The sequence below is a fragment of the Sphingomonas sp. TDK1 genome (assembly GCF_001650735.1).
Taxonomy (GTDB): Bacteria; Pseudomonadota; Alphaproteobacteria; order Sphingomonadales; family Sphingomonadaceae; genus Sphingomonas.
The window spans coordinates 21,681-47,383 of record NZ_LXVY01000046.1 but is presented as its reverse complement, the minus strand read 5'-3'; the positions used below and the strand labels follow the sequence as shown (position 1 = coordinate 47,383).

At 65.5% G+C, this 25,703-nt stretch carries 22 protein-coding genes; 8 read left to right on the top strand and 14 right to left on the bottom strand.

Features of this window, described 5'->3' with window-relative positions; translation table 11 throughout:
- Positions 1-29 precede the first annotated feature (29 nt).
- From A7X12_RS22435 to A7X12_RS22425, 3 genes are read right to left on the bottom strand one after another with little or no spacing between them, the layout of a single operon-like run.
- Complete coding sequence (locus tag A7X12_RS22435) at positions 30-227, bottom strand: hypothetical protein (protein ID WP_064313681.1); 198 nt, start codon at positions 225-227, stop codon at positions 30-32.
- On the bottom strand, positions 224-796 hold the full coding sequence (locus A7X12_RS22430) for an HdeD family acid-resistance protein (protein WP_064313680.1): 573 nt from the start codon (positions 794-796) through the stop codon (positions 224-226). Before A7X12_RS22430 ends, A7X12_RS22435 begins: the two co-directional genes overlap by 4 nt.
- A 24-nt stretch (positions 797-820) precedes the next feature.
- The gene (locus A7X12_RS22425) at positions 821-1,531 is read right to left on the bottom strand and encodes a hypothetical protein (RefSeq protein WP_064313679.1); all 711 of its coding nucleotides are present in this window, start codon (positions 1,529-1,531) and stop codon (positions 821-823) included.
- 408 nt (positions 1,532-1,939) lie between these two features.
- Between A7X12_RS22425 and A7X12_RS22420 the strand changes: the two genes are divergently transcribed.
- The 3 genes from A7X12_RS22420 to A7X12_RS22410 all read left to right on the top strand — a co-directional run bounded on the left by A7X12_RS22420 (position 1,940) and on the right by A7X12_RS22410 (position 4,425).
- Positions 1,940-2,923, top strand: a complete 984-nt coding sequence (locus A7X12_RS22420; RefSeq protein WP_232318653.1) for a cation diffusion facilitator family transporter — start codon at positions 1,940-1,942, stop codon at positions 2,921-2,923.
- A 525-nt stretch (positions 2,924-3,448) separates the two neighbouring features.
- The gene (locus tag A7X12_RS22415; RefSeq protein WP_064313677.1) at positions 3,449-4,033 is read left to right on the top strand and encodes an outer membrane protein; all 585 of its coding nucleotides are present in this window, start codon (positions 3,449-3,451) and stop codon (positions 4,031-4,033) included.
- Between the two features lie 89 nt (positions 4,034-4,122).
- Positions 4,123-4,425 (top strand): hypothetical protein, encoded by a 303-nt coding sequence (locus A7X12_RS22410; protein WP_064313676.1) that lies wholly within the window; start codon positions 4,123-4,125, stop codon positions 4,423-4,425.
- A gap of 218 nt (positions 4,426-4,643) precedes the next feature.
- On the opposite strand, the gene A7X12_RS22405 is transcribed toward A7X12_RS22410, so the two are convergent.
- The 8 genes from A7X12_RS22405 to A7X12_RS22370 form a co-directional block, all read right to left on the bottom strand.
- Positions 4,644-7,151: a TonB-dependent receptor domain-containing protein gene (locus A7X12_RS22405; RefSeq protein ID WP_064313675.1), complete on the bottom strand. Its 2,508-nt coding sequence runs from the start codon at positions 7,149-7,151 to the stop codon at positions 4,644-4,646.
- A 228-nt stretch (positions 7,152-7,379) separates the two neighbouring features.
- On the bottom strand, positions 7,380-8,420 hold the full coding sequence (locus A7X12_RS22400; protein ID WP_084445942.1) for a glycosyltransferase family 2 protein: 1,041 nt from the start codon (positions 8,418-8,420) through the stop codon (positions 7,380-7,382).
- A complete protein-coding gene (locus A7X12_RS22395) occupies positions 8,417-9,331 on the bottom strand; it encodes a polysaccharide pyruvyl transferase family protein (RefSeq protein ID WP_064313673.1) in 915 nt (304 codons plus the stop codon). Before A7X12_RS22395 ends, A7X12_RS22400 begins: the two co-directional genes overlap by 4 nt.
- Positions 9,328-10,407, bottom strand: coding sequence for a glycosyltransferase (locus tag A7X12_RS22390; protein ID WP_064313672.1), 1,080 nt, complete (start codon positions 10,405-10,407; stop codon positions 9,328-9,330). Before A7X12_RS22390 ends, A7X12_RS22395 begins: the two co-directional genes overlap by 4 nt.
- Complete coding sequence (locus tag A7X12_RS22385; RefSeq protein WP_064313671.1) at positions 10,404-11,330, bottom strand: galactosyltransferase-related protein; 927 nt, start codon at positions 11,328-11,330, stop codon at positions 10,404-10,406. Before A7X12_RS22385 ends, A7X12_RS22390 begins: the two co-directional genes overlap by 4 nt.
- A complete protein-coding gene (locus A7X12_RS22380; protein WP_064313670.1) occupies positions 11,327-12,472 on the bottom strand; it encodes a glycosyltransferase in 1,146 nt (381 codons plus the stop codon). Before A7X12_RS22380 ends, A7X12_RS22385 begins: the two co-directional genes overlap by 4 nt.
- Positions 12,469-14,469: an HAD family hydrolase gene (locus tag A7X12_RS22375; RefSeq protein WP_232318660.1), complete on the bottom strand. Its 2,001-nt coding sequence runs from the start codon at positions 14,467-14,469 to the stop codon at positions 12,469-12,471. The genes A7X12_RS22380 and A7X12_RS22375 overlap by 4 nt, the downstream gene beginning before the upstream one ends.
- A 413-nt stretch (positions 14,470-14,882) precedes the next feature.
- Entirely contained in the window at positions 14,883-16,163 is a 1,281-nt protein-coding gene (locus tag A7X12_RS22370) for an MFS transporter (RefSeq protein WP_198162149.1), read from the bottom strand.
- A 117-nt stretch (positions 16,164-16,280) separates the two neighbouring features.
- Here A7X12_RS22370 and A7X12_RS22365 point away from each other — a divergent pair, with 117 nt between their 5' ends.
- From A7X12_RS22365 to A7X12_RS22355, 3 genes are all read left to right on the top strand, one after another.
- Positions 16,281-17,417 (top strand): ROK family transcriptional regulator, encoded by a 1,137-nt coding sequence (locus A7X12_RS22365; RefSeq protein WP_232318652.1) that lies wholly within the window; start codon positions 16,281-16,283, stop codon positions 17,415-17,417.
- A gap of 83 nt (positions 17,418-17,500) precedes the next feature.
- Positions 17,501-20,008 carry a TonB-dependent receptor gene (locus A7X12_RS22360; protein WP_064313668.1) on the top strand — a complete coding sequence of 836 codons (2,508 nt, stop codon included), beginning with the start codon at positions 17,501-17,503 and terminating at the stop codon, positions 20,006-20,008.
- A gap of 87 nt (positions 20,009-20,095) precedes the next feature.
- Positions 20,096-21,064: a glycerophosphodiester phosphodiesterase family protein gene (locus tag A7X12_RS22355; protein WP_064313667.1), complete on the top strand. Its 969-nt coding sequence runs from the start codon at positions 20,096-20,098 to the stop codon at positions 21,062-21,064.
- A 271-nt stretch (positions 21,065-21,335) separates the two neighbouring features.
- Here the strand turns inward: A7X12_RS22355 and A7X12_RS26835 are convergent, their stop codons facing one another.
- The 3 genes from A7X12_RS26835 to A7X12_RS22340 all read right to left on the bottom strand — a co-directional run bounded on the left by A7X12_RS26835 (position 21,336) and on the right by A7X12_RS22340 (position 23,254).
- Entirely contained in the window at positions 21,336-21,530 is a 195-nt protein-coding gene (locus tag A7X12_RS26835; RefSeq protein WP_084445934.1) for a hypothetical protein, read from the bottom strand.
- A 108-nt stretch (positions 21,531-21,638) separates the two neighbouring features.
- Positions 21,639-22,712, bottom strand: coding sequence for an AGE family epimerase/isomerase (locus tag A7X12_RS22345; protein ID WP_064313666.1), 1,074 nt, complete (start codon positions 22,710-22,712; stop codon positions 21,639-21,641).
- Positions 22,709-23,254: a D-glycero-alpha-D-manno-heptose-1,7-bisphosphate 7-phosphatase gene (locus A7X12_RS22340; RefSeq protein ID WP_064313665.1), complete on the bottom strand. Its 546-nt coding sequence runs from the start codon at positions 23,252-23,254 to the stop codon at positions 22,709-22,711. Before A7X12_RS22340 ends, A7X12_RS22345 begins: the two co-directional genes overlap by 4 nt.
- A 268-nt stretch (positions 23,255-23,522) precedes the next feature.
- On the opposite strand from A7X12_RS22340, the gene A7X12_RS22335 reads away from it, so the two are divergent.
- On the top strand, positions 23,523-24,230 hold the full coding sequence (locus tag A7X12_RS22335) for a hypothetical protein (protein ID WP_232318651.1): 708 nt from the start codon (positions 23,523-23,525) through the stop codon (positions 24,228-24,230).
- On the top strand, positions 24,227-25,645 hold the full coding sequence (gene rfaE2 / locus A7X12_RS22330; protein ID WP_232318650.1) for a D-glycero-beta-D-manno-heptose 1-phosphate adenylyltransferase: 1,419 nt from the start codon (positions 24,227-24,229) through the stop codon (positions 25,643-25,645). The genes A7X12_RS22335 and rfaE2 overlap by 4 nt, the downstream gene beginning before the upstream one ends.
- Positions 25,646-25,703: the final 58 nt, after the last annotated feature.

Below are 25,703 nucleotides of genomic sequence, written 5' to 3'. Positions count from 1 at the left end.
CCGGACGAAGGCGAGAAGGTGGGGATTGGTCACGTCTGCATGCATTGTGCGCTGGCGATGCGGGAAACCCTTGCAGAGCTTGATCCACCCATTCCGAAGATCTTGATCTGCAACTGTGCCGCCGCGTTGTTGTAGGCGGCGGCATGGTCCTCGTCGCCATGCCGCCGCCAGGTGTCGCTGACCGGCTGTGATACCTTCGGTAGACGAAGCCGCCGCGTGTGTTTCATGCGGGACCTAGCCTATCGAACCTGCGATTCAGACGCCGCAGTCGGGCGGAGATGCGGATGGAGGCCAGTCCCCCCGTTACCAGACTCACCGCAATCAACAGACTCAGAAGCGAAACCCCTAGCGCTTCCGATTCTCTCGCAAGGACAAGGGCGGCCATCAGGTCGACCACGCCGGTAAGGATGAGCGGGAGGCGTTCGGTGGGGGTGCGGAACGCCGTCATCAGTTTCAGGATGCCGCCGATCGCGAGCCATAGCCCGAGTGCCCAAAGGAGACTGAAGGCGCCCGCGAATGGATCCAGGAGGGCCAGCAGCCCGGCAGCGATCGAGATGCCACCGATGAAAAGATCGAGCGAGTGCCCCCGATTCCGTGCCGCGCCGAGGTTGTTGATTGTCGAGAGCACGCCGAAGGCGATCATCGCGCAGCCGAAATAGAGGCCGAGCGCAAAGGTGCTCGCGAATGGATACAGCAGGGTCGTGAAACCAACGAGGATCAGCAGCGCGCCCTGCAGGGACGTGACGTACCAGTAGTGCGCGCTTCGACGCACCAGCTTCATCTTGCCTTCTACCATGCGATTGACTCCTCGCGACTCAACTCAGGACTTGAAGGTGTACGGGATCGACAGGTCGCCGATGGCTGCGCCTCGTTCCGAATGGATCGTGGCGTCGAAGTCGACGCTCTTCTTCGAAGACGGCACGTGCTGGAAATAAAGCCAGCCCTCCAGTGAGCCGCCTGGATCGAGAATGCCCTCGGGCAGTACGTTTCGGCGCATCTCGGGCGTGGGCAGCTGGACGTCCGCGAACGCCGTATCATAATAGCCCCAGCCATAGGGTTGGCCATAAAAGGCACCCCGATACCAGGGCATGCCCGGGTAGAGGCCGGCATAATAGGGTGCGACGCGGAACCGGCTCCAGCGGAAGCCCGGATCGGTGATCGGGTAGTAGGGGCCGAGGGGGAGCGCCTTCGCCACCGAGCTGTCGATCTTGTACAGCGGCAGCGCCGCATAGCTGGTGCCGTCGGTCGCATCGAGCTTGAAGTCGGCGTATCGAACCCGAATGGGTTGGGCGCCATTGTTGGTGATCTTGACCTTGATCGGCGTGACTGCGCTCTCGATGTCAACGATGCCCGGGAAGTCCGGCGTCATGGTAACGATGTTCACACCTGCTGCGCTGGACGTGGCGCCGCCGTGCGGGGCGAGCGTTGCACCCGGCGCGGGGTGCAGCTGGTCGGCGCATGCGGAGAGCGCGAGAGCGCTTCCCGCGAGCAGCAGGACGGTAGTCGTTCTGGTCAGATATTGTGCGTTCATTGGCGGCCTCCATGTGTGCTCAAGGAAAAGGCCAAGGGCTGAGACAAGCGACGTGATGTTCCGCGCGATTTACCGGTGAACCGGCAATGCCGTGGTCGCTTGACGGGAGCTTGAATCGGGCCCCGGCGATGGCCCGCGCCGCTGCGTCGATAGTTACTGCAGCGAATGAGGATGCAATCTCCATGTGACCTCCAAATTCCCAAAGCCGAATGGCAACGAGGAATTTGGGGAAGCACAAAGGTCCGATGAGAGATACGAAAGTATATTCAGACTTTGGTGTGAATACGGGCAGCCTGTCCTGCACATTTCCCCGGACGGGCGCGGCACCCGCCAGACTAAACACTAGTATGCTGACATCTGGGCGGGCAGGGCAGGTATAGCGCAGGCAAACTCGTCGAAAGGCTTGTCGTGCCGTTCATCACGCAAGAGCTGCCAACCCTGGCGCGGTTTCGCCGCGTGTCTCCCAGCATGTCGATCGTGCTGCTGGGCTTGTGTGCCGATGTCATCATCGCGTTGCTCAAATTCTCCGCCGCGCGGGAGAGTGGGGGAAGCGCGCTGTTCGCCGAGGGTGTGCACAGTGTCCTTGATGCGCTGACTGAGGTGATCCTGCTTTACGGGCTTGCCGCTGCGAGGCGGCCGGCCAACCGGGATTTCCAGTTCGGCTATGGGCGCGCGGCCTTCTTCTGGAATCTCGTCGCTGCGATGCTCATCCTGGCGGTCGGTGCAGGCTTCGCGTTCCGAGAGGGGTGGCATCAATATGTGTCGCCCCAGCCTTTGGGACCGACTTCGACGAGCTTCCTGGTGTTGCTCCTGTCCTTCCTGATCGATAGCGGCTTTGCCGTCATCACGTGTCGAAAGGTCGTTCGCGCCTCAAGCGATCACAACCTGTTCCGTTACCTCAAGCGTTCGCGCGATGGGGCAACAATGACGGTGCTCTTTACAAGCTTTGCCTCGTTAGCCGGGATCGTCGTCGCCGCGCTTGGCATGGTGATGAGCGTTCGTTTCGGCTTTCCCGCTGCCGACGGCGTGGCATCGCTGGCGATTGCCTCGATGATGGCCGCGACGGCACTGCTCCTTGCCAATGAAAGTCGCAGCCTGATCATCGGCGCGTCGGCGTCCCCGGAGATCGAGCAGAGCGTGTTGCGTGCCACCGCAGAGGTGCCGGAGGTGCGCGCCGCGAATGGGCTTTTTTCGGTCCGGATAGGACCCGAGCACCTTTTGGTTTCGATCAGCGTGGCGTTTCGAGCGGATCTGACGACGGAAGAGATAGAGCGGGCGGTGATCGCTGTCGAAGGCCGCGTCAAGCACCATGTGCCCCAAGTTTCGCTGGTGTTGATCAAGCCGCAAAGCGAATCCCGCTTTCGCGAGGTGCAGGCAAAGCGGGGCTGGTAGATTGCCCCATCGCAAGTCCAGGAAGGGACGGGACGTCACGTGCAAGCGCCAACGCGGCTGCAGTGCCGCTCGCCCGGGCCAACGCTGCGGACCGTAGGATCTTGGCGCTCGAAGACTCTCTCATGCGGGGAGTGGCGACGCCAGGCTGGCGGTGCCTCGTTCCGGAGCAGCTGGCGGTGAGCCGGCCTCGTCGCGCGCGACTGGGCCAGATTGTTCGGCGGTTTGGTCGTCTGGCAGCTTTTGTCGCGTTGGCGCCCAACATCGAATACGGCTGGTTCCCGGCGCGCTCCGATCCCATGGCTGCCCTGACAATCGCATCCATCCAGAGTCTGTGGGGTGGTCGGAAATCTGGGCGGAGAATAAGATAGAGTGCTGTGGCTGGGGCGGCGTATGGAAAGGTGATATGGCGCTCTTGGTGCAAGATCATACGAAGGTTTATAAGACCTTGGTATTCTAAAAATGTTCCGAGAATCTCCAATATATTTTGTGTGTCAAGGCAATGACGCGAATAAATGGGAGAACGTCATGAAAAATCTGATTGCTATTCTCGCAGCTTCGGCTGCGGGAGTAACGGCGACGTCGGCTATGGCGCAGGACAAGGTGCCATTTGCTGGTGCGCATGTCGGCCTGGAAGCCGGCTGGGGCCGCGTCGGCGGCGGTCACCGGGTTGCCGGGGACGGCTTCGTATACGGCGCCACGCTGGGCTACGACCTTGCGCGCGGCAATCTGCGCGTTGGGCCGGAGGTCGAGGTCGCCGACTCGACGCAGTCGGAATGTCGCCCGGATGCGGCGGCGGGTGCTGGTGCGCGGCGGTGCGAGCGGTCCGACCGTGACCTCTATATCGGGGGCCGCCTGGGGTACGTCGTAAACCCCAAGGTGCTGGTTTACGGCAAGTTCGGCTACAGCAACGCGCGTTTCTCCACGCGGTTGGAGGATGCGTTCGCCGGCAACGTCGATCGTGCGGCGGACCGGGATGGATATCGTCTCGGCGTCGGCGCCGAATATGCGATTACCCCCGCCGTCTACCTTTCGGGGGAGTATCGCTACTCGCACTATTCGGCCGACGTGCACCGCAACCAGATCCTCGCTGGCGTTGGTCTGCGCTTCTGACCCCGGCCTGGGGCGGCCGCGCCGCAGCCGCTCCAACCTCCCCCCGCAGATCGAAAACCGCTCCAATGGAGCAACTGAAGGAGTAGACAATGATCCGTACGATTTTCGCTGCTTCGGCGGCCATTCTCTTGAGCGTCGCCGGCCAGGCGAGCGCGCAGACGGTCGCGCAGGACCGCAGCTTTACCGATACGAACGGCTTCCGCGCGGTCGAGTCACCGGGGGGCTACGCGCCGGCATCTCCCGCCATCGACGGTCCCGTGACGCCTGCCACGAAAATCGACTTTGTGGCGCAGACCCTGACTCCGTCCCAAGCCTTTCCCCCGCCGGCGCCGCGGAAGACCTATCCGCCATGCACCAAACAGCGTCGGGACGAATGCCTCCAGCGTAAGTGACCCAGGCCCATGAATGGTCTTGGACGTGAAGGAAGAGATGATGCGAAAGATCAGCGCAGCGCTTTGCCTTGCGGCGACCGGCGCTAGCGCGGCGCCGGCGCTTGCCCAGGATCGGGGCTTACTGATTGCATGAGGGTGCGTTGCGGCTGGGCCAAGTTCCCTGCGGCCCATCGGCACTGGGGTTCGAGGTCGCCAGCGTGGCCGGCGACCTCGGATCCTTAGAAGAATACCCGCGCCGAAGCGGTCAGCATGCGACCGGGCAGCGTGCGGCCAAGCACCACGCCATAGCTTGGGATCGTCGCATCGCCGATGTCGACAAATGCCACGGTATTGAACAGGTTGCTGGCGTTGAGCGCCAGCGACAGGCGCTCGATGGGCCGCACCTGCACAAAGGCGCCGACGGTGGTGAAGCTGGGCATCTTCAGCTGGTTCACGTCCTGCGAGTAGCTCGAGGTTTGGCCGGCGATGTTGACGCCAACCGTGACCAGATCCTTCTCGAACTGCGGGGTAAGGCTATAGATCGCCGCCGCCTGGTGGCGCGGCTTCTTGCCAACTACTGCCGGATCGTTCGCCGCGGTGATCTTGCCGCCCGACAGGGTCAGGTTGCCGCTCACGCTGAACGGCCCCTTGCGCACCCGGGATTCCAGCTCCGCGCCATAGGTGCGGTAGGAGCGCTGGACCACGCCATAGACCTGGTTGCCATTGGCGTCGTTGTAGATCTGTGAATTGGTCTCTCGCGTCAGGGCGTGGAAGGCGGTGACGTTCACGATCACGCCGCCGTTCCGGTATTTGAATCCGCCCTCCACCTGGCGCACCGGGTCATAGGCAGCGCTGCTGTCGGCAAGCCCACCGGTCGCGCGGTCGAGCGCTGGAGAGAACAGGATGCTGTCGGCGCCGGCGCGTGCGCCGCGGCTATAGCGCGCGAATACGGACAGAGCCTCCGCCACACGATAGTTGAGGCCGGCCGAATAGGAAACATAGTGATAGTTGTAGTGTACCGGCCAGCGCGTCGCCGGATCAATGAAGGGCACCGCCGCTTCGGGCCCGTCCAGGTCGATCTGCCCGTCGCCGTTCATGTCTTGGGCCCGGGTGCTCTGATCGGCGAAGGCGGTGCCGCGTACGCTGCCCGTATCATAGCGGAGCGAGCCGCCCAGTGCGAACCGGCCCTTTTGCAAGTTGAAAGACGCGTAGGGCGCGGTGATGTCATAGCGCACATCGGCGTTGCGGGCGATGCCGGGCTGGCCGAGGAAGCCATAGTCCACCACCCCGTTCTGGGTTATCAGCGTGCCGTTGGCCCGCCGCACATCGACCAGCGCCGACTTGCCGCCGCCGACCACGTCCTGGAATACCGACGTCATGCCTTCGGAAGTATTCAGGTCCTGCAGCGCCTTGTACACGCCGAAGGTGGTCGTCAGCGTGCTGCCCCCAAGGTTCCAGGCGCGGCTTGCACGGAAATCATTGGTAATGTTGCGCATGCTGTCGATGCCCGCGCGGTAGAAACCGGTCGCCATCAGCAGACCGTTGCCGTTGACCGTCGCTGGGTTCAGCTGGCTGCCCTTGGCAGGGCCGGTGGCATAGGTCAGCACATTGCCGGGCTGGCCGGTGAACTGCGACGCGAGATCTGCAGCCGGAGCTACCGACAGGGGTACGACCTGGTTGAGCACGCCGCTGTTGTCGGCATAACGGAAGCGCTCGGCGAGCGTCCATCCGGCCAAGGTAAACTGCGCCTCGAAGCCGAGGGCCTTGGCCTTGGCGCGCATATCGTCCTGCATATTGGTATTCGAAATCGCGCCGGCGAAGCCGGGTGCGACGCGCGTCGAGATGTAGCGCGACTGGGCCGTGTCCGAACTGATATCGAAATTGGCGACATTGCGGAAGCTGGGTTTTTCGTTCGTGCCGCTTACCGCCACCGGATAGGTGTAATAATAGGGAAAGCGGTCGTCGAGCAGCTTGGCGTTGAAGCGGATATAACCGTTGGCGAACTGGCGGGTAACGTTCAGCTTTACCTGACCGCCCTGGAGGGCGTCGTAGCCGGTGTGGCGCGGACCCTCACCCTGGCGATAGAAGCCGCCGATGTGGAAACGCCAGCCGCCGCCGAGCTGGCCGCCATAATCGGCATCGAGGCGATGGGTCTTGTAGTCGATGCCGCTCGAAGCCTGGACCGAGCCACCCTCGACCTCGCCGGTTTTCGAGACGAGGTTCACGACGCCACCAGGGGCGTTGGACGCGAAGGTCGAAGACGACCCGCCGCGGATGGATTCGATCTGCGCGACGTTCAGGTCGGCGCGCAGGAAGATATCGGACGGCGCCACGAAGAAGTCCCCGAATTCGAGGACGGGAAGGCCATCTTCCTGCAGCTGCAGATATTTGGCGCCAGCATTCACCAGCGGCAGGCCGCGCACGGTATAGCTGTTGTTGGCGACGCCGGTGCCGGCCTCGGCGCGGATGCCGGGCACGTTGCGCAGCAGATCGGCGAGTGAGATCGGCGCCAGCGCGGAAATGTCGCGCTCCTTGAATGCGCTGGTCGAGGTGGCGCTGTTCAGCGGATCGCGCGCCTTGGCGACGCCGGTGGAGATCGAGGCGTTGTCATCGACCGTCCGGCTCGCCTCCCACGCAGTCTGGGGGGAAGGACCATCCTGCGCTTGCACCGTGGTTGTGGCACACGCGCATAGGATCGCCAGCGCCGATGCCCCAGAGCGAATGTAAGCAAGTTTTTGGACGGCCATTTAATTATCTCCCGCGAGTTTCGCCGGAGTTAAAGATGGTAGGCGTAAAATGGGTTTATGTCATACTAGGTGGTTCTACGGTGCTATTCTTGCGAGGCGTTGCCGAGAACGGAAAAGCACTATTACCTATCTTCCGGCCGTCCTTCGACAGATTTGTTCGACGCGGTTTGCCGGGTCACTGCGCATCCCGGCGAAAACCACCAGTATATCGCCGGTCCGGCAAAGCACTTAGCGCGCGCGTCGTCGACGCGTCTGGTAAACGCGCTCGATCCGCCGGTCGGATAGGGGCGTGACCGAACAAGCATTGCCCTTGGCGGTGTCGGTCGCCGCCGAAGGGACATTTGTCTGGTTTGGAGATCGAGACACCCGCATTTGAAGATGCCTTGTCACGAACGCCAAGATGCCCCGGATCTTGTGTTTGAGGCGAAAGCAATAAAAGTACCGAATGCCGCCATGCACCGTGCGTGGCCCTTGAAAGTCCCGCACCAGATCGCCGATGTCCGCAAAAAGTGCGGCAAGGATACGCCTGTCGGAGAGGAGGTGCTTGGCATAGAGCGCCCCGTCTCCATAGCTGTACCCGGCGAGTAGGCGCGTCGCCTCTGCGACGGTCCGGCGGCCATGATGGTGATCTACCGCGAAACGCGGGTCATATCGCAGCGCGATGCCCCGCCCCAGGGCGCGAAACAGGAAATCGGTGTCTTCCGCTGCGATGAAGGGCGCGCCCGCCCCGAAACGCGCATCGAAGCTGCCGATCCTGTCCAGCACGCATCGCGTGAACGCGAGATTTGCGCCCATGGCAAAGCCACCGGGGAACGCGGCAGGATCGGCCACCATCGGATGATCCTCCAGCTTGATCGTAACGGGCAGGTCCGCCGGGTTGCCCAGCAGGATGCGGCCGCCGATGATTACGGGCCCCGGGAATTCGGAGAAGCAGGTGGATAGGGCTTCGAAATAATGGTCGTGAAGGACGCAATCGTCATCCGTCATTGCAACGATTGCGCCGCGCACCGCGGCTAGGCCGCAGTTGCGGGCATGCGCGAGGCCAGGGCGCTCCTCGCGGAGCAACAGCACGGGGAAAGGCTGCGCCGCGCACCAGGCCGCCAGCAACGATGGCGTCGCATCCGACGAGCCATTATCGACGATTACGACCTCGATCGAAATGTTCGGATGGCGCGTGGCCGCGCGGTGGATCGACCCCAGCAAGCCAGGCAGCGCGCCGGCACGGTTCCGCGTGCAAACCAATAGGCTGATCGCGACAGGATCGCTCATGATGCGACCGGCGCCGCCGCCGGTGCTGCCCTGTCGTCGGCCCGCCGCACCAGCGGGGACGTCGCGGTCCAGGCGCGGATATAGGCTCCCAGCTTGCCATAACTGTTGTCGAACACGGTGTGCGGGATGCCGAGCAGGGTCGCAAGGATGTGGCCGTGCAGACGATCGGTAGCAATGATGGTGCCGCGCGACAGCAGCCTCAGGCCGCGGGCGACGCGGGCGCGCGCCTGCGCCTCCCGCGCCGCGCTATCCGTGCCTTGCGGCAGATCGGCATCATCCTCCAGCCAATCGACGATCGTTGCCCCGGAAAGCGACGTATCGCGGACGGCCTTGCGCTCGATATCGGTGCGCATCAGGGCCAGTATCGGCGTGTCGTCCGGCCCGCGTGGCTGCGGACCCAGCGCAAATGCCGAATCCGGCGTCAGGTGGACTTGGCAGGCGAAATGCGCCGCCGCGATCGCGAGGCTTTCCCGGTCGCGCACGTGCAGCGTGAAATCCGGATGGCATGCGACGCGTTCGGCGAAGCGCGACAGCGCGCCATCGTCCGTGAAATGGATCGACTGCGGCAATTGCACCACAGGCCGGTCGCGAACGGCGCCAAGCAGCGCTTCGCGGAACTGCTGGTGATGCGGCCAGAGATCGCCGAGGTTTCCACCGCCGTGCAGGAACAATGTCCCGCTGGGACAGGCCTGCCGAAAGGCCAGCGGATCGAAGTCGTGCCAGGTCGAGATATAGTCCGGGGCGCGGCCCGTGATCGCACGCAGCATCCGGCATTCGCCCAGCCAGATCGCGCTGTCCCCGACATTGGCGTGATCGGGGAAATCGACCAGCGCATAGGCGTCGCTTGGGCCGATATGCGCGCGATAACGGGATTGCAGCAGCGCCTGTTGCGCCGTGACGACATCGGTCATACCGCGTGCAGTGCCTCGCTATCCTGCATCTGCACCTCGGCATAGAGGCTTTCGCAGCGGGCGAGCCAGCGTTCGTGCGTGAACAGGCGCAGCACGCGATCCCGTGCGGCAGTGCGCGGGATGGTCGATGCCGTATCGATGGCGTCGGCAAGCTCCGCGACATTCCCGCAAGACGCAAACGCTCCGGCCTCGCCGACCACTTCGCGCGCCGCGCCCATGTCGAATGCGGCGACCGGGAGCCCGCACGACATCGCCTCCACCGCGACAAGGCCGAAGGGTTCGTCCCAGCAGGGGGTGAATAGAAAGACGGACGCGCGGCCCAATTCCGACGCGAGCGCGGCGCCCTTCAGATGGCCGCCATACCGCACCTGGCCTCCGATCAACGGCGCGACCTCCGCGGCCCAATAATCCGGGTCCTCGATCGCGCCGAACAGCGTCAGTGGGATTCCGGCTCGGATCGCGGCCTGTGCCGCCAGGTGCGTCCCCTTGTTGGGCGTGATCCGCCCGCACCAGACTGCGGTGCCGTCCCCCCGATCCACGAATGGCCAGCGCGCGGGATCGATGCCGTTGTGAAGCACGGATGCTTCGGGAGGCGCGCCCTGCGGCCACCACGCCGCGAGTTGCCGGGCCGAGGTGACGGTCAGGCGATGCCGCGGGGCCGGACTTGATGCAACGAACCAGTGCAACGCGTCATAGGGCGGCACGTGGAGCGAGGTGACCGTCGGCGTGACCGCGGTGCGCCGGGATTCCAGCGGAAAGCGGTGGAGGCTGTTATTGTGGACGACATCGAATCCGCCGCCGGCGATGCGATCGCATGCCTGCGCATAGCCCGCATCGAGATGCGCGATCAGCGGGGCGGAGCCGCGATGCTCGGCCCAGGGGAAGGTGCGCTCATAATGTTCGGCGAGCACCGGATCGATCGTGAAGCGCGGATCGCTGTCGCCCGCCGCAAAGAGCACGACGTCATGGCCTCGCGCCTGCAGTCCCGCGGTGAGGTACCAGCAAAGCGATTCCATGCCCCCGGCAAAGGGCTCGGCGATGCGCTGGCGGACATGTGCGAGGATCGCGATCCTCACGCGGCGACCGTACCCGGCGTCTGCGCGGCGTTCGCTTCCAGGACGCGGATCACCTGCGCCGTATTGGCATAAGGCTGGTGACTCTGCTGCCCCGTCAGCGCCAGGTCCGCCTCGGCCGGGCGGCGCAGGATGCGGATCGGCCGGCCGGCGGTATCGTCGACCAGGCCCATCAGGCGGAACGCGTGCAGCCAATGCCCCATGGTGCGGTATCCCCATTTGCGCTCGAACAGTTCGGCATTGCGGACGACGCTGTCGATATGGTGCACCGGCGGCATGTGGTGCGGGTGATATTGGTGATAGGCGAGCCCGCCCTTGATCCAGGCAATCGGTATGCCGGCCTGGTCCAGCGTTTTGCCGAAATCGGTGTCTTCCCCGCCATAGCCGACATAGCGCTCGTCAAAGCCGCCTGCGGCAAGGAAGGTCGCGCGGCGCATGGCGAAGTTGAGCGACCAGAAGCACCGATAATCGGCACACACCTCGAGCCCCTGGGCCGGCGGCCCGCGGCGATCCGAATGGCGCTGGGCGACCGCTGCGAACGCCTCATAGGACCAGTCCCCGGCGGTAGCGCCGCCCGGCAGATACATCACTTCGCCCATCAGCAGCCCGTCAAATTCGGCGGCGAAGCGCGAATAGTCGGCCAGCAAATCGGGGGCGGGGATGCAGTCGATGTCGAGAAACACCAGCGTTTCGCCACTCGCCGCCTGCGCGGCCGCATTGCGGGCGGCAGCGAGCGGCAGCGCGTCCGCGACGATGCGCATCTGGCGGATCGGGAAGGGCGCCTCGGGAAGCTCGTACAGCGCGTCCTGCATCACAGCGACGATCAGTTCGGCGGGCGGCAGCGTCTGTCGCGCCAATCCGCGCACCACATTTGCAAGGTGTTCGGCGCGGCCTTTGGCGAGGGTAACGACGGAAATCTTCGTCATAGCGTTCGTGCTTCCATGCTGGAGGCGGGAGGAGGGTTGCAGGCTGGCGTCCAGAGCCGATCGGCGAGGGCCTCCAGCCACAGGGCAACCTTGTCGGCGGGCATATCCTCGATCATCGCGCGTTGCCGGGCGGGCGCGTGCCCCGCCAAGGTCTCCGCGATCGCGGCGGTCCAGTCGTGCGCGGACGACGGCAGGTGCGGGCGAACGGTGGCGACGCCGGCCGCCTCCAGGCAATCTGCCTTGCGATGCTGCTCATCGAAATAGCGCCATTCCGGTATCGCCAACCAGGGGCGCGCGGCAGCGAGGATCTGCTGGCAGGTCGTGTTACCGGTCGAGGCGATCACGAGATCCGCCGCGGCGATATGGTCTGCGGCATTGTCGACCCAGCCGCGATGTTCGATATTCGCGGGCTCGGTGGCATGCCACTCGCGCTGGACGGTGCCGATCGTGATCCAGCGTGCGGAGGGGCGGGCGCGGGCGCCGACGCCCAGCGGCGCCTGGACGAAGCCGCCGCCGCCGCCGCCCGACAACACCAGGATCATCTCCTCGTCGGACGCGACGCCGATGCGCTGGCGCGCCACTTCGCGCTCCCGCACGCGCGTGTCCACGCCCAGACCGCCCGCGAAGCAGGTGCGTCGGCGCATCGATGCGTCCCAATCCGGCTGCGCGAGATCGGCATGGAAGGGCGCCAGCAGGCCCGCGGCGCCGTCATAGGCCGCTTGGTGACCGGGATCGGTGCGGTTGCCATGTTGCAGCACCTTCACGTGCGGTACCGAGCAGATGCGCGCCAGCTGCGCGATTTCGGCCGAGACATCGCAGATCATCAAGGCCGGGTCCGCAGCATCGAACCAGCCGCTGATGGTCGCCATCGCTGCGCGGATACCGGGCCAGCCGAGAGGCGCGCAGTGCAACGTCCGGGGGGTGGGCACCCAGTCCATAGAGCCCTGTTCGGCACCGCTCGGTTCAAACAGCGAGGGGATGCGCCGGATTTCCACGTGCGACGGCAGCGCCGGGAAGATGTCGTCGCGCGCGCAAAACAGCGTCAACGGTCGATCGGTCGGGAGCGCGTGGACAATCGCCGCACAGCGCTCGGCATGGCCGCGGCCCTGGTGGTGGACGAAATAGCCGAAAGGGCGAGTCATGCCGCTACCGCGATCGGTGCTGCGGGCGTCGCCAGCCCCAACTGCGCCAACCCCTCCAGGACGCCGTGTGCATGGGCGGCGGAGACGCGGTGCAGGCCCGGGCGGGCGGGGAGATCCGCCAGTTCTTCCCCGGCATTGCCGACGACGATGGCATGGCCGCAGGCGGTGAGCATGTCGCGGTCGTTGCCGCTGTCGCCGGCCGCGACGACCTGCGCCAGCGACCAGCCCGATTGCCTGGCATAGGCTGCGATCGCGCTTGCCTTGCCGCCCATCGGGGCGATGACGTCGATCAGGTGGCCATGCGAAAAGATCACCTTGGCACGCAAGCCGGCGCGGGCCAGCGCCTCGCGGATCCTATCCGTGTCGGCGGCATCGCCGAAGAAGCTCAGCTTGTGCGGACCCGCGGTTTCCGGCGGCTGGGGCTGGATGCCCAGCGGTAGGAGCGTCCGCGCGACGGCGTCCCGATCCCAGCCTTCGTCGAGACTTTGCGCGAAGCGGGGACATTCCTGCCACCTGCCATCGGTTCCCGCGAGCATCAGCCGCGTGCCCACGTCGACGATCAGGGCGTCGGGGGCGGGGAGTTTCCATGCGGCCAGGATGTGCTGCGCCGAGTCGAGACTGCGGCCCGTGGCGACCAGGAAGGGAAGAATGCGGGCATCGCGCCAGGCGGTGAACGCCGAGGCGCCGTCACTGCATCCCGTCAGCGTGTTGTCGATATCGCATGCCAGCACCTGCGGGGTGGCAAGATTGCGATACAAGCGCAGGGATTCGGCGGCGTAGGCGTCCCAGCGGTAGCGCTCCACACCCCGGCGTCCAGCGGAGGACAGCGCGGCGTGACGTTCCGGATCGTCGAGGATGTGTGCGATCGCCTCGCCGATGGCGCTCGTGTTGCGCGGATCGACGAGTACGCCGTGGCCGATGTCGGCGATGATCTCCGCCGGGCCGCCATTTTGCGTAGCGACCACCGGGACCCCGGCATCGGCGGCCTCTAGCAGCGTCAGGCCGAACGGCTCGTGAAGGGCCGGGTTGACGAACACGCCACCCTTTGCGGCGCGTGCATATAGCGCTGCGACATCGGCCCCGTCATGGCGTGGCGGCAGCGCGATGCGACCGGCGAGGGCGGGCCCCGCCGCCAGCGCGCGCAATTCGTCCAGAACCGCCCGTTCCTCACCGGAAGCGAGCTCGTGCTGCCCTGCAAGTATGACCAGATTGGCGCGGGCTTGCAGCGTCGGGGACGCGGCATAAGCCCGCACCAGCGCCGCAAGATTCTTCTTCGCTACTGGCCGTGCCACGGCGAGGATGATGGGACGCGACGGATCGGCCAGCCAGGCGCGCAGCCGGTCGACCAGCGTGGCGGGGCTTCCGGTCATGGCATGGCTGGGGACGCCGGGTGCGATGCAATGGACACGGTCGTTCAGCGGGACTCCATAGCCGCCGATCTGCCGCGTCACTTCTTCCTGTGTCGAGACAATCACGGCCCCGGCGGCTTCGAGCGCAGTGCGTTCGGCGGCGATGCGCGCTTCAAGACCTTCGCACTGGATGCCCTGCCGGCGCTTGTCGATGCCCAGTGCATGCGGCGTGTAGACGAAGGGGATGCCGAAGCGCCGCTCGACCGCGATCGCCACGGCGGCGGCGTCGGCAAAATGCGCGTGCAGGACGTCCGGCCGGCGCGGCAGACGGTCCAGGTGGCCGCAAAAGGCGTCAATAAACGCGGGCAGGTTCGCGGCGAGTGCCTCTTTTTCCAAATAGGCCGTGCAGCCGGTGGTGATGCGTTCGATCACCAAGCGCGGTGCCACCGCTTCACGCGCGACGGCATAACCATCCCCGATAGCTTCGTCGGTGAAAGCACGCGTTACGATCGAAACCTCGGCTACCCCAGGCTGCCGGGCTTGATGCCCTGCGGCTTCAAGAATGTAGGCGATATGCCCGCCGGTATCCGCGGTCAGCCCGTAGGCGACCGGCGGGGCCTTGAGGCAGCCCCCGAGTGCGATGTGCATGATGAACAAGAAGCACCCCTTTCCTTAGGAAGGGGGAACGCCATGTTTTCCGCTTCGATCCTCGTAGCTTACGCAATTAAGGATTTGTTCCCCAAGGGACGTATCTTGCTGCACCCGCGCACCCGGCCACTGCGGAGCATGACGGCATCTCCTCCGCTGGCGCGGTGCTGATACCGTCCAACATGTCGATAGGAGCCAAGGGCTCCAAAGGATCGATCCGGATTCGGGTGGATCGGATACCGTAGAAGCCCACGCACTCTGGAAGGTTCGGTTCCGGGAATCGAATTGTATGAATACTGAAAAGAAATCCAATTATTTAGACTGATATTGTCATACTAGATACCGTGCTAGGTGCGAGCCAGAGGAGCCATTGAAAAATGGCGCACCCGACAGGAAAGCGATGGGCACTCGGGTCATTGGGAGATACGCGTGCGCGCGGCGGGAGGGGGCCGTTTTGCGCCAGGATCGCGCCGAAGCAAGGTGAGGATCGCCAAGCACCCCATCATCGGTAGAATGATCGCGCCCCCGGCGACATAGGACCAGCCTCGGAAGCTGCCCACCAGCACCGCGATTACCGAGCTTCCCAGCCCGGATGCACATTTCAACACCGCCAGAAACAAGCCTACCGGCAACGCCTCCAGTCGCATCTGGCCGGGCGATCGGGACTGGATGCTGAGCGCCAGCAACGCCCAGATGGCCAAGTTCATGCCGGCCTGCGCCGTGCCGAGCAGGACGAGGGACATCCTGCTCCAGCCCTCGTCGTGCAGGAACGACAGCAGGATCATGCTCGCCATCGCGACCAAGGCCAGCAGGTGCGCGGCGGCGAGCAATCGTGCCGGTCCGACGTGGCGCGACGCCGCCATCCAGAGCGGCAGCGACAGGGATTGCGCCAGCGTGATCGTCGCAAGCGCGTAGCCAGCCCATGCCGGATCTCCTCGCACCGCCGTTCCGAAAAAGGGCAGCGCCCGGTTGAAGGCGGGCAGCAGGCCTGCCTGCACCGCGATCAGCCCCAGCAGCAGCCGATATCCCGGCTGGCGCCACAGCGATCGCAACAGATGGCGTCCCGTCTTTCCGGGCGCGGCGGCTGCGGCGGATACGGGGGAGGGCGCGGGCAGGCGGCGCGTGGCGCCCACCGCGATCAGCAGCGTAACGAGGTACAGTGCGCCGGCGATCGCTGCGCAGATACCGAAAGCCTCGCGCTGGGCGGCGACGTCGCGCATGCCGAACAATCGCGCCGCCGCGATGCCCACCAGCGCGCCGCCGATCGAGCTGAAGATCAGCCGGAAACCCGAGACAAGCGATGCGGCGCGCGATCCCGTGGCGACGCGCACGAGCAGCGTGTTGTGGCCGATGTCGCACAAGGTATAACCGAGCCTGCAAACCAGGATGGCCGCCACGATAGCGGGCCATGCATGCCCGGTCGCCGGCGCGAAGGTGAGCCAGAAGCCGATCGCCCCCAGCGGCGCCCCCACCAGCACCAGCCGGGCGAGCGCGTTGGCCTTGCCGTGGCGGTCGGTCCCATAGGCGACCGCGAGATCGGCAAGCCCGTCCCAGATCATCGCGGCGGCAAGAACGCCGCCAGCGAGCCAGGCGGAAAAGCCCGCGATGGCTACCAGATAGAATAACAGAAAGCTCTCGAAGCTGGCCCAGAGAATGCTTTTGCCGAGATTGCCGCTGGCGTACCCGATCTGCACAGCCAACGAGGCCGGGCCAGAGCAAGCGGAACCGGAAGCGGATACGGGAGCCATCGGCATCGGATAGCCCGGCGGCCTTTTCGTTTTTTTGACATGATGAAAATATATCGAAGGCCGATGCCCGCCGCGCCCCGACCGCAACTGATGCTGACCGAGATGCAGAAGCGCGTGCTGCTGCATCTGCGCATCGCAGGTCCGCTCCCGCGAATCGATCTCGCAGTTGCCCTCGATACCAACAGCGCGACGATGACGCGTGTGACGCAGCAACTTGTCGCCCTGGATCTGGTCACCGAACTGCAAGCGCAGGATCATGGATCGCGCGGCCGGCCCAGCGTGCCGCTGACGATCGCCGGCCGGGGGGGCTGGTCGGTCGGCGCCACGGTCCAGCCGGGTTGGCTGGAACTGGTTGTGGTGGATTTCCGCGGGCAGCCCTTGCTGCACGACACGCAGCCTTTCGACGATCCCGATCCGCGCGTCTTCGCCCGGACCCTGGACGCGCGACTGCGGGCCCTTGTGTCGCAGCATGGCTTCCTCAGGGGCCGGTTCCTCGGGCTGGGCGTCGCCGTGCCCGGCTACGCGCTGGACGGCGACCTGAATCGCCGCGCGGTGGTGCAGCGCTTATCGGGCTGGAGCGACATCCCGCTCGCCGAGACCTTCGGCGACGTGCTCGACATGCCGATCTGGATCGAGAATGATGCAACGGCGGCCGCGCTCGCCGAATATTACCAGCCCGGCATCATCGATCGCTATCGTTCGATCCTCGTACTGTTTCTGGGCCATGGCGTCGGCGGCGGCCTTGTCGCCGCCCGCGATCTGTTTCGGGGTGATCACGGCAATGCCGGCGAGATCGGCAAGCTGTTTCCCGGCGACGCGCCCCGTCCCTCGGGCGTCGATCTGATCGATACGTTCCGCAGAGCAGGAGTCGCTATCGAGTCGCTTTCCGACGTCGCGGCGCTGCTCGTACCCCATGAAGCTTTGATCGCAGACTGGATCGAGCGGGTCGCGCGGCAGTTGGAGCAGGCGGTGATCGGCGGCGCCGTCTGGCTGGATCCGGGTGCCGTCATCATCTCCGGTGCCCTGCCGAGCAACATATTGGAAAGACTGGCGACGCGCATCGAGCAACTGAGCGCGCCGCGCCATCGCGGGTATCAGGCGCCGGTGCCGCCGATGCTGCCCTCAACCCTCGGCAGCCGGGCAGTGGCGATCGGCGCCGGCATGGCGCCCATCCATGCGATTACCGCATCGCCGCGATGATCTTATTTAATTTCATGTAAGCAAATAAAAGAGTCACGAAGCAGCGCCACGTGCCCCGCATCAGGCAAGAACGGGGAACGCAGATGACGAAACGACTTTGGCTGGCAGGTGTTGCGGCACCGGCCCTTTGGATGGCAGCGACGCAGGCGCAGGCGCAGGCGCAGACACAGCCCGCTCAGCCGGTTGCACCGGATGCTTCGGCGGAGCAGCCGCAGGATATCGTCGTCACCGGGTCGGCACGCGCCCAGCGCCGGTTCGACGTCTCCTACGCGGTCAACACGCTCTCGCAGGACGATGTGCGCAAGCTGGCGCCGAAGAGCATGACCGAGCTCGTGGGCGCGCTACCCGGCATCCATATCGAGCAGACCGGCGGCGAGGTGCAGAACATCACCCGCGTGCGCGGCATCCCGACCGATCGCGGCTATCTCTACTACCAGCAGGACGGGCTGCCGCTGTTCCACGAGCTCGACGGCTTCTTCTTCAACCAGGGCGACGGCATGAACCGCTTGGACCTGATGACGGATAGGGTCGAAGTGGTGCGCGGTGGGCCGGCGCCTATCTATGCCTCGGGTGCCGCGGCGATCGTCAACGTCATCACGGTGAGCGGCGATCAGACCCCGCACGGGGCGGCGCAGGTGACGCTGGGCACCACGGGCCTCTACCGGCTGGAGGGCTATCAGTCCGGTCCGCTCGGCAAGCGCACCACCTTCGCGGTCGGCGGCTTCTATCGCTACAATGACGGCTATCGCGACAATGGCTTCCCATCGGACAAGGGCGGCCAGATCCGCGCCAACATCCTGCGCACGCTGGACAATGGTACGCTGAAGATCTCCGGCCAATATACCAACGACCATAACCTCTTCTATTTGTCGATCCCCACCGCCGATCCGCGCAACCCGTCGATCAGCCTCAACAACTATATCGACTATTTCACGGGCACGCTGAACACGCCGGCACTGCGGGCGGCGACGATCAAGTATCGCGACGGTGCCGGCGCGATCGAGAGCCGCACCGGCGACCTTTCGAACGGCCGCCACATGCGCTTCGGCAATGTCGCGCTCGATTATGAAGGCGATTTCGACGCCTGGCATGTTTCCGCCAAGGCCGGCTACACCAATGGCCGCAACGATTTCGACGCGCTCTACTCCACCTCGAACCCGGCGGACGGCACGGCCTTCGCCAGCAGCTATCTGGGCAAGGCGCAGGCGGCGTTCGGCGCTGGCGTGACCCGCATGGGCTATGCCCTGGCCGGCACCGGCGGCGCGACCGTCTATGATCCCGGCACCGCGTCGGGGTTGGTGGTGCAGGCGCAGTATCGCTCGATCAGCGCCGATTTCTATTCGGGGCAGGGCGATCTCAGCATCACGCGCAAGTTCGAGACGGGCTGGGGGAGCCATGACATCCGCGTCGGCAGCTATGCCGCACTTTGGGGGGTGAACTCCTTTGCGGTCTACCAGAATTATCTGATGGAGGTGCGGTCGCAACCCCGCTTGCTCGATCTGGTCGCCTACGGCGCGGACGGATCGGTGAAGGGCTATGTCACCGATCGCGGCTCGCTGAACGACGCCGCCTCGCTCAATGCCGGCGGGTTCGATGCCAAGGTGATCGCGCTCTATGGTGCCGACACCTGGGACGTGACCAGCCGCCTGCGCATCGATGCCGGTATCCGCCACGAATGGTATCGCTATGACGGTTTCGGCCAGCTGACCGCTGCCGCCAATCTCGGCGACCCGACCACGCTGGCCGACGATGCGACTCGCGCGTTCACCGGGGCGGTGGGCACCAGCAAGCTCAACTTCCAGGCCACCAACTGGACGCTCGGGGCGAACTACGACTTCAGCGGCCATCTTGGGCTTTACGCCCGTGCTTCACGGCTGGAGATCCCGGCGACCGCCTCTGTCACAACGACCTATCCCACGCCGTCGCTCGCCCCGACAAAGGCGCGCCTGTACGAAGCGGGGCTCAAGGCGGCGTTTGGCCGATCCTATCTCTACGTCACGGGGTTCTACACCAAGTTCGACCCGCTCAACGCCAGTTTCACCGCCTTCAACCCACAGACCGGGCGCAGCGACCAGACGGTCAACTTTGTCGGCACCGCCGAGAACAAGGGCGTCGAGGCGGACGGCCAGATCCAGCTGGGCGGCCCGTTCTCGCTGGCGGGATCGGTCACCGTGCAGGATCCGAAATACCTCAACTTCAGCAGCAATACCGGGGCCGATGGCAGCAAGGCCAACGGCAAGCAGATCCTGCGCGAGCCGAAGCTGTTCCTGAACGTCCGGCCGACGCTGGACTTCCATCTCGGGTCGGACCGGCTGAGCGTCTATGGTCGCTACGACTATATCACACGCCGCTATGTCGACTTCTTCAACAACACGGCGCTGCCGGCCTATGGCTATTTCGGCCTCGGTGCGATGCTGGAGCATGGCGACTGGCGCTTCCAGCTGGCCGGCGACAATCTCACCAACGCGCACGGCCTGACCGAAGGCAATACCGCCGGCGACCGTCTGGCCGGACAGGGGACGCCCACCGCGATCTTCGGTCGCCCGCTGTTCGGCCGCAACGTGCGGCTGATCGTCAGCAAGAAATGGTGAGGCGGGGTTTTCCCTCCCGCTGAATCACGCCTTGGGGAAGCCCGCCGCCGGGCTTCCCCGCTTATCTGCCTCGCTACGGAATTGCCCATGAAATCGCTTCGCTGCCTGATGCTCGCGGCGCTTGCCGCCGCCGCGCTGCCGCTCCCCGCCCGGGCGGGGGACACCGCCGAAATGATGCGTCGCCTTCGCGACCCGAAGGGCGGGCTGATCGTCGTCGCCCATCGCGGTTGCCACCGCGCCGCCCCGTACAGCGGGCTCGGCCTGGCGCCGGAAAACTCCTTTGCCGCGCTTGACCAGTGCGTCGCGCTGGGCGTCGAAGTGATGGAGACCGATGTCCGCCGCACCCGCGACGGCTATCTGGTGATGGTGCATGACGAGACCGTCGATCGCACCACCGACGGCCATGGCAAGGTGAGCGACCTCACGCTCGCCCAGATCAAGGCACTGCACCTGCGCCAGGACATGGGCGGCGCCGCGCAGCCGTTCACCGGCCAGACGGTCCCGACGCTGGCCGAGATGCTGGCCCATGCCAAGGACCGCATTCTGCTCAACCTGGACGTGAAGGACGCGATCTACGGCGAAGTGGTGGCAGAGGTAGCGCGTGCCGGCCTGCAGGACGGCGTGGTGGTCAAGACCTTCGCCGGTGCCGGATCGTTGCCGCTGGCGTCGATTTCTCCCTATGATCTGGTGCCTTTCGCGGTGATCCCGGTCAGCGGCGACGGCAGCGGGGTCGATGTGCCGGCGATCGTCGACGCACAGATGGCGGGCAGGCGCCGTCCGATAGCGATCGAGCTTCCCTATCTGGCCGAGGCGCGGCTGGCGCCGATTGCGGCGCGCACGCGGGCGCTGGGGGTACGGCTGTGGGTCAACACGCTGTTCGACGGCTTTGTCCTCGGCGGCTTCAGCGACCTCGATGCGCTCCGCGACCCGGAGGCAGTATGGGGGCGACTTTGCGGTGCGGGAGTCTCGATCGTCCAGACGGACGAGCCCGCGGCGCTTATCCGCTATCGTGGACGCGCGGGTAATCCGTGCATTTCCAGCGGGAAAGGCAAATAGAAGCAGCGCACGCCACCTCGTCGAGCGATCCGCCGCAATGAGCCTCCGCTGGGTTTGCCGGAGGCCGTTGCCGGTGGGCTCGAGCGGCCGGCGATGATTGAACCGGTCGACCCATGCCAGCGTGGTATCTTTGTCCGCCATGCAGCGCCTGCCCAAGCGCATCCAGGACGAAGCCGGCATGCGTCGTCCTGCTGGCCCGACAGCCGACGATCTGGCGCGCATAGGTGTCGATGACGAATGGCGCGTAGACGAACCCCGCCCAGGTCGCGATCTAGGTAAAGTCCGATTCCCGGAGCATGGTCGGTGTCGGCGCGCGGAAGTGCCGGTTCCTCCGTTCGGGAGGGCCGGGCGTGGCCTTGTCGCTGCGGGTGCTGCGCAACGGCTCGCTGCGGATCACGCCGGCCAGACCCATCTCCCGCATCAGGTGGGCGACGGCAATGGCGCGCCCGATCTGAAAGGGCTGCATTTGGCTTGATCGACAGCGATTCCAGCCTCAGCCTGCATGTGGACGGCGCCGGGCACATCCCCCCTCCAATATGAACGCGGTGTCCGACGTTACGAGGTTTGTCGGCAATCAGCCGATATGGTCCATCGCCGCGCAGATATGGTAGAGCGAACTGGCGGGAATGTAGGTGACCAAGGGTTCGCCCGTTGGATCGAAATGATCTATCCACCCGCCCGGATGCGCTGGGGCGAGGAAGCGGTGCCATGTCGCGTCCAGGACCAGGTCGCGCGTCGCATCCTGCAATACCCTTGCCGCTTCCATCGCAGGCCATAGCCGGCAACTTGCCGCGATCACACCGTCCTGCCCCATCCGGTCGACGATCCGCCCATCGGCGACAGTTCCGCGCAAGCCTTGCCGCATGAGTCGCGCCGCCCTGTCGCCCGTATCGAGACCGGTAACCGCAGTGGTGCGTTCGAGCAGCCAAATCCATTCGAAGTGGTGGCCCGGTTCGAAGGCGCGGGCGGCGTTCACGGGCGTCCAGTTCGCGGCGAATTCCTCGGTCAGTACGTCGTCGACGGTAGATAGAAAATACCCATCGAACAACGCGATCATCGCGGCGATGCGCGGGGCGAGATCGCCGCACGCCCCCGTCTCCTGCAGCGCCAGCAGCGATTCGAGCAGATGCATGTGCGGATTCTGTCGCCGTGGCAGGACCGTATCCGGCCAAGCCTCGGCATAGCCCCCTGCGGGGTGCGCCAGCGCCCGATCCATGAAGTCGAGCGTCCGATGCACCAGGGCAATGAGGCGCGGCGCGGGATTGAGCCGGATCAGCGCTGCCAGCGCCAGGAGAACGAAGGCATGGGCGTAGAGATCGCGACGACCGTCGAAGACGTCGCCCTGCCGGGTGCAGGCAGAAACCCAGCCCGGCCGCCCGTCGGCCTGCCAGTACCGGGCAATCATGGTTTCGCCGACGCGCCAGGCGAGATCGTCGCCGCCCCGGAACCAGCCGCGCCGCCCGGCGGTCGCGAACACGTGGATTTGCCGGGCCTGTACCATCAGCCGGCGCGGCACGTCGGGCTGCGGCTTGCCGTCTAGCGTAAGACGTTCGACGAAGCCGTTCTCATCCTGTCCCGCATCGTTCCAAAGCGGCAGCGCCTGCCGGCGCAGCCAGTCGGTCCAAAAGACGGGATCTGCGGGTGTCACTCGCTGGCCAGCAGCCGGGCGACGAAGCAGTCGAGATCGTCGCCGGCAAACAGAAACCCGGCAATTCCCGCCCGGGTGGCCGCCGTCAGATCGCTGGCCCGGTCTCCGATCAGGAAGCTGCCGGCGCGATCGATGCGATGGCGGGCAATCAGCCGGTTCAGCATGCCGGGCGCCGGCTTTCGGCAATCGCACGCGGTCGCATATTGCGGCACGCTGCCATGGGGATGATGCGGGCAATAGGCGAAGTCGTCGATCTGTGCGTCGGCGGGCAAGGCCGCCTGCATCGCGGCATGGATGCGCCAGACCGCCGCTTCTTCGAAATAGCCCCGCGCCACACCCGACTGGTTGGTCACGACGAACAGCCGGTAACCGCATGCGGCAAGCCTGGCCAACGCGCGCTGCGCGCCGTTGACCCAGAGCATATTCTTCGGTTCCGACAGATATCCGGTGTCGACGATCAGCACCCCGTCCCGATCGAAGAATACCGCACGCGCGAGCGCAGGTTCGTTCGATGCTCTGTGATCCTGCGAGATTGGTGTCATTTCGAATTCATACCGCGCTGTCTGGTTGAATAACCTACTCTGTCGCTGTTAGACAAGGAGATCGCGTTCGCAGATCTTGTGGTGGGATGACGATGTCGATGATCCAAAGCGCACTGGCTACGTATTAATGCGTAGCCTGGGGACATTTTCCGCCCTTCTTGCCCTTTGTTTTGGCCATGTTGCTAACGCGCGGGTCTCCGCCGTTGCCCTGGCGCGCGATGCAGGCTGGCAATGGGCGGTTATACCGGCCGGCGGTTTCGATCTGGCTGTGGCGCGGCGTCCGGTCGGTGCCCGCTCCGACGTGCTGACCGTGTATTTCGAAGGCGACGGCTTCGCCTATGCCGCGCGGGGGCGCCGCGCGATGGACCCGACGCCGATCGACCCGGTCGCGCTGCGGCTGGCCTTGCAGCATCCGGGCAGCGGCCCCGTCGCCTGGCTTGCGCGCCCGTGCCAATATGGCTCCCGCGCCCGCAACTGCCACAGCGATTATTGGAGCGTCGCCCGCTACGCTCCAGAAGTGATAGACGGCACCGCTGCCGCGCTCGACCGGCTGAAGGCGGATGCCGGCGCATCGCGGCTGATCCTGGTCGGATATTCCGGCGGCGGGGCCCTGGCAGCGCTGCTGGCCGAGCGGCGCGGCGACGTTGTCGGGCTGGTGACGGTCGCCGCCAATCTCGACCTTGATGCCTGGACCGCCGCCCATCGCCTGACGCCGCTGTCGCGCTCGGTCGATCCGGCCACCGACGCGGCACGCCTGTCTCGGCTGCCGCAGGTGCATTTCGTGGGTGCGGAGGATCGCAATGTCGGCCCGGCCATCGCACGCGCCTTCGCGGGCAAGATGGCAGCGGGTGCGCCGGTCGCGATCGTCACGGTTGCCGGCCAGGACCATGGCTGCTGCTGGGCCGGGCAATGGCCCCTGCTGGCAATCTACGACGATCTTGCGCGGATTCCGGGCTGGGGGAACATGAAACCGTGATCTGGAACCTCTCCCCCTCCGATCGCCCGCATGTACTGGTGGTCGGGGATGCGATGATCGATCGCTACATCATCGGCGAGACGCACCGCATCTCGCCGGAGGCGCCGGTGCCGGTGGTGCGTGCCGGTCGGGAGGAGATGCGCGCCGGCGGTGCCGCCAACGTGGCAGCCAATGTTGCCGGTCTCGGCCCGAGATGCAGCCTGCTGACGATCTGCGGCGACGATGCCGCCGGCGCGGACCTTGCCCGGCTGATGGCCCATCACGGCGTTGCGCTCGATGCGGTGGTGGAGGCCGGCCAACGCACCACCCAGAAGACCCGGCTGATTTCCGGCGTGCAGCAAATCGCCCGGATCGACCAGGACGGCACCGCGGGCGCGGCGGCGCGGGCCGAACTCGCAAGCCGCTTCGAACAGAGCCTGGACGGCGTCTGCGCGGTCATCTTCTCGGACTATGACAAGGGAACACTTGCCGATCTTCCGATGCTGATCGCCATTGCACGGCGCCGCGGCGTGCCCAGCTTCGTCGATCCGAAAGTGCCCGATCCCGCCCGTTATGCCGGGGCGTCGTTGCTGAAGCCGAACGCGCGGGAGTTTCACGCGCTGTTCGGTGCATGCCCGGAGGAGCGGATCGCAGCCCGCGCGCAGCAGGCGCTGGCCGAGCTGGATCTCGACTATCTCGTCGTCACCCGCGGGGCGAAGGGGATCCTGATGGTATCCCGCGACGGCGACGTGGTCGAGCACCCGACCGAGGCGCTGGAGGTGTTCGACGTGACCGGTGCAGGCGACACGATCATCGCCGCGCTCGTCGCCGGCATCGCCGAAGGGTTGCCGATGGCCGCCGCGATCGACCAGGCGAACCTTGCCGCCAGCATCGCGGTTTCCCGGCCGGGCACCTATGTCGTGACCCGCGCCGATCTGGAAGAGCGGCTGGACCGGCGCGGCCACGGCGCGAGCAAGCTGGTCTCGCTGCCGCTGCTGCTCGCGCGGCTGGACCAGGCACGCGCGGGCGGCGCACGGATCGTCTTCACCAATGGCTGTTTCGACATGCTGCATGCCGGCCATGTCCGCCTGCTGGAGCTGGCCCGGCGCAAGGGCGACCTGTTGGTTGTCGGCCTCAATGCCGATGCTTCGGTGCGGCGGCTGAAAGGCCGTGCGCGGCCCGTGAACGGCCTTTCCGACCGGGCAGAGGTGCTTAGCGCGCTGACCTCGGTCGATCATGTCGTGGCGTTTGAGGAGGATGCGCCGCTCGACCTGATCCGGGCGATCCGGCCCGATATTCTGGTCAAGGGCGGCGATTATCGTGCCGAGACCATCGTCGGCGCCGATTTCGTGCGGGATGCCGGCGGGGAAGTCTTCATCGCCCCGCTGTTGGCGGGACGGTCGACCACCGCGATGCTTGCAGCGATCGGATCATGACCGCGCCATGCCCCGCCCTCCCGATCTGTACCTCCTCCATCGGATGAAGAAGCCGCAC

What these genes read in the sequence shown, in the direction of transcription:
- A7X12_RS22435 (WP_064313681.1), bottom strand. Translation starts at nt 227, where the DNA reads ATGAAACACACGCGGCGGCTTCGTCTACCGAAGGTATCACAGCCGGTC.
- A7X12_RS22430 (WP_064313680.1), bottom strand. Translation starts at nt 796, where the DNA reads ATGGTAGAAGGCAAGATGAAGCTGGTGCGTCGAAGCGCGCACTACTGG.
- A7X12_RS22425 (WP_064313679.1), bottom strand. Translation starts at nt 1,531, where the DNA reads ATGAACGCACAATATCTGACCAGAACGACTACCGTCCTGCTGCTCGCG.
- A7X12_RS22415 (WP_064313677.1), top strand. Translation starts at nt 3,449, where the DNA reads ATGAAAAATCTGATTGCTATTCTCGCAGCTTCGGCTGCGGGAGTAACG.
- A7X12_RS22410 (WP_064313676.1), top strand. Translation starts at nt 4,123, where the DNA reads ATGATCCGTACGATTTTCGCTGCTTCGGCGGCCATTCTCTTGAGCGTC.
- A7X12_RS22405 (WP_064313675.1), bottom strand. Translation starts at nt 7,151, where the DNA reads ATGGCCGTCCAAAAACTTGCTTACATTCGCTCTGGGGCATCGGCGCTG.
- A7X12_RS22400 (WP_084445942.1), bottom strand. Translation starts at nt 8,420, where the DNA reads ATGAGCGATCCTGTCGCGATCAGCCTATTGGTTTGCACGCGGAACCGT.
- A7X12_RS22395 (WP_064313673.1), bottom strand. Translation starts at nt 9,331, where the DNA reads ATGACCGATGTCGTCACGGCGCAACAGGCGCTGCTGCAATCCCGTTAT.
- A7X12_RS22385 (WP_064313671.1), bottom strand. Translation starts at nt 11,330, where the DNA reads ATGACGAAGATTTCCGTCGTTACCCTCGCCAAAGGCCGCGCCGAACAC.
- A7X12_RS22380 (WP_064313670.1), bottom strand. Translation starts at nt 12,472, where the DNA reads ATGACTCGCCCTTTCGGCTATTTCGTCCACCACCAGGGCCGCGGCCAT.
- A7X12_RS22375 (WP_232318660.1), bottom strand. Translation starts at nt 14,469, where the DNA reads ATGCACATCGCACTCGGGGGCTGCCTCAAGGCCCCGCCGGTCGCCTAC.
- A7X12_RS22365 (WP_232318652.1), top strand. Translation starts at nt 16,281, where the DNA reads ATGCCCGCCGCGCCCCGACCGCAACTGATGCTGACCGAGATGCAGAAG.
- A7X12_RS22360 (WP_064313668.1), top strand. Translation starts at nt 17,501, where the DNA reads ATGACGAAACGACTTTGGCTGGCAGGTGTTGCGGCACCGGCCCTTTGG.
- A7X12_RS22355 (WP_064313667.1), top strand. Translation starts at nt 20,096, where the DNA reads ATGAAATCGCTTCGCTGCCTGATGCTCGCGGCGCTTGCCGCCGCCGCG.
- A7X12_RS26835 (WP_084445934.1), bottom strand. Translation starts at nt 21,530, where the DNA reads ATGCAGCCCTTTCAGATCGGGCGCGCCATTGCCGTCGCCCACCTGATG.
- A7X12_RS22340 (WP_064313665.1), bottom strand. Translation starts at nt 23,254, where the DNA reads ATGACACCAATCTCGCAGGATCACAGAGCATCGAACGAACCTGCGCTC.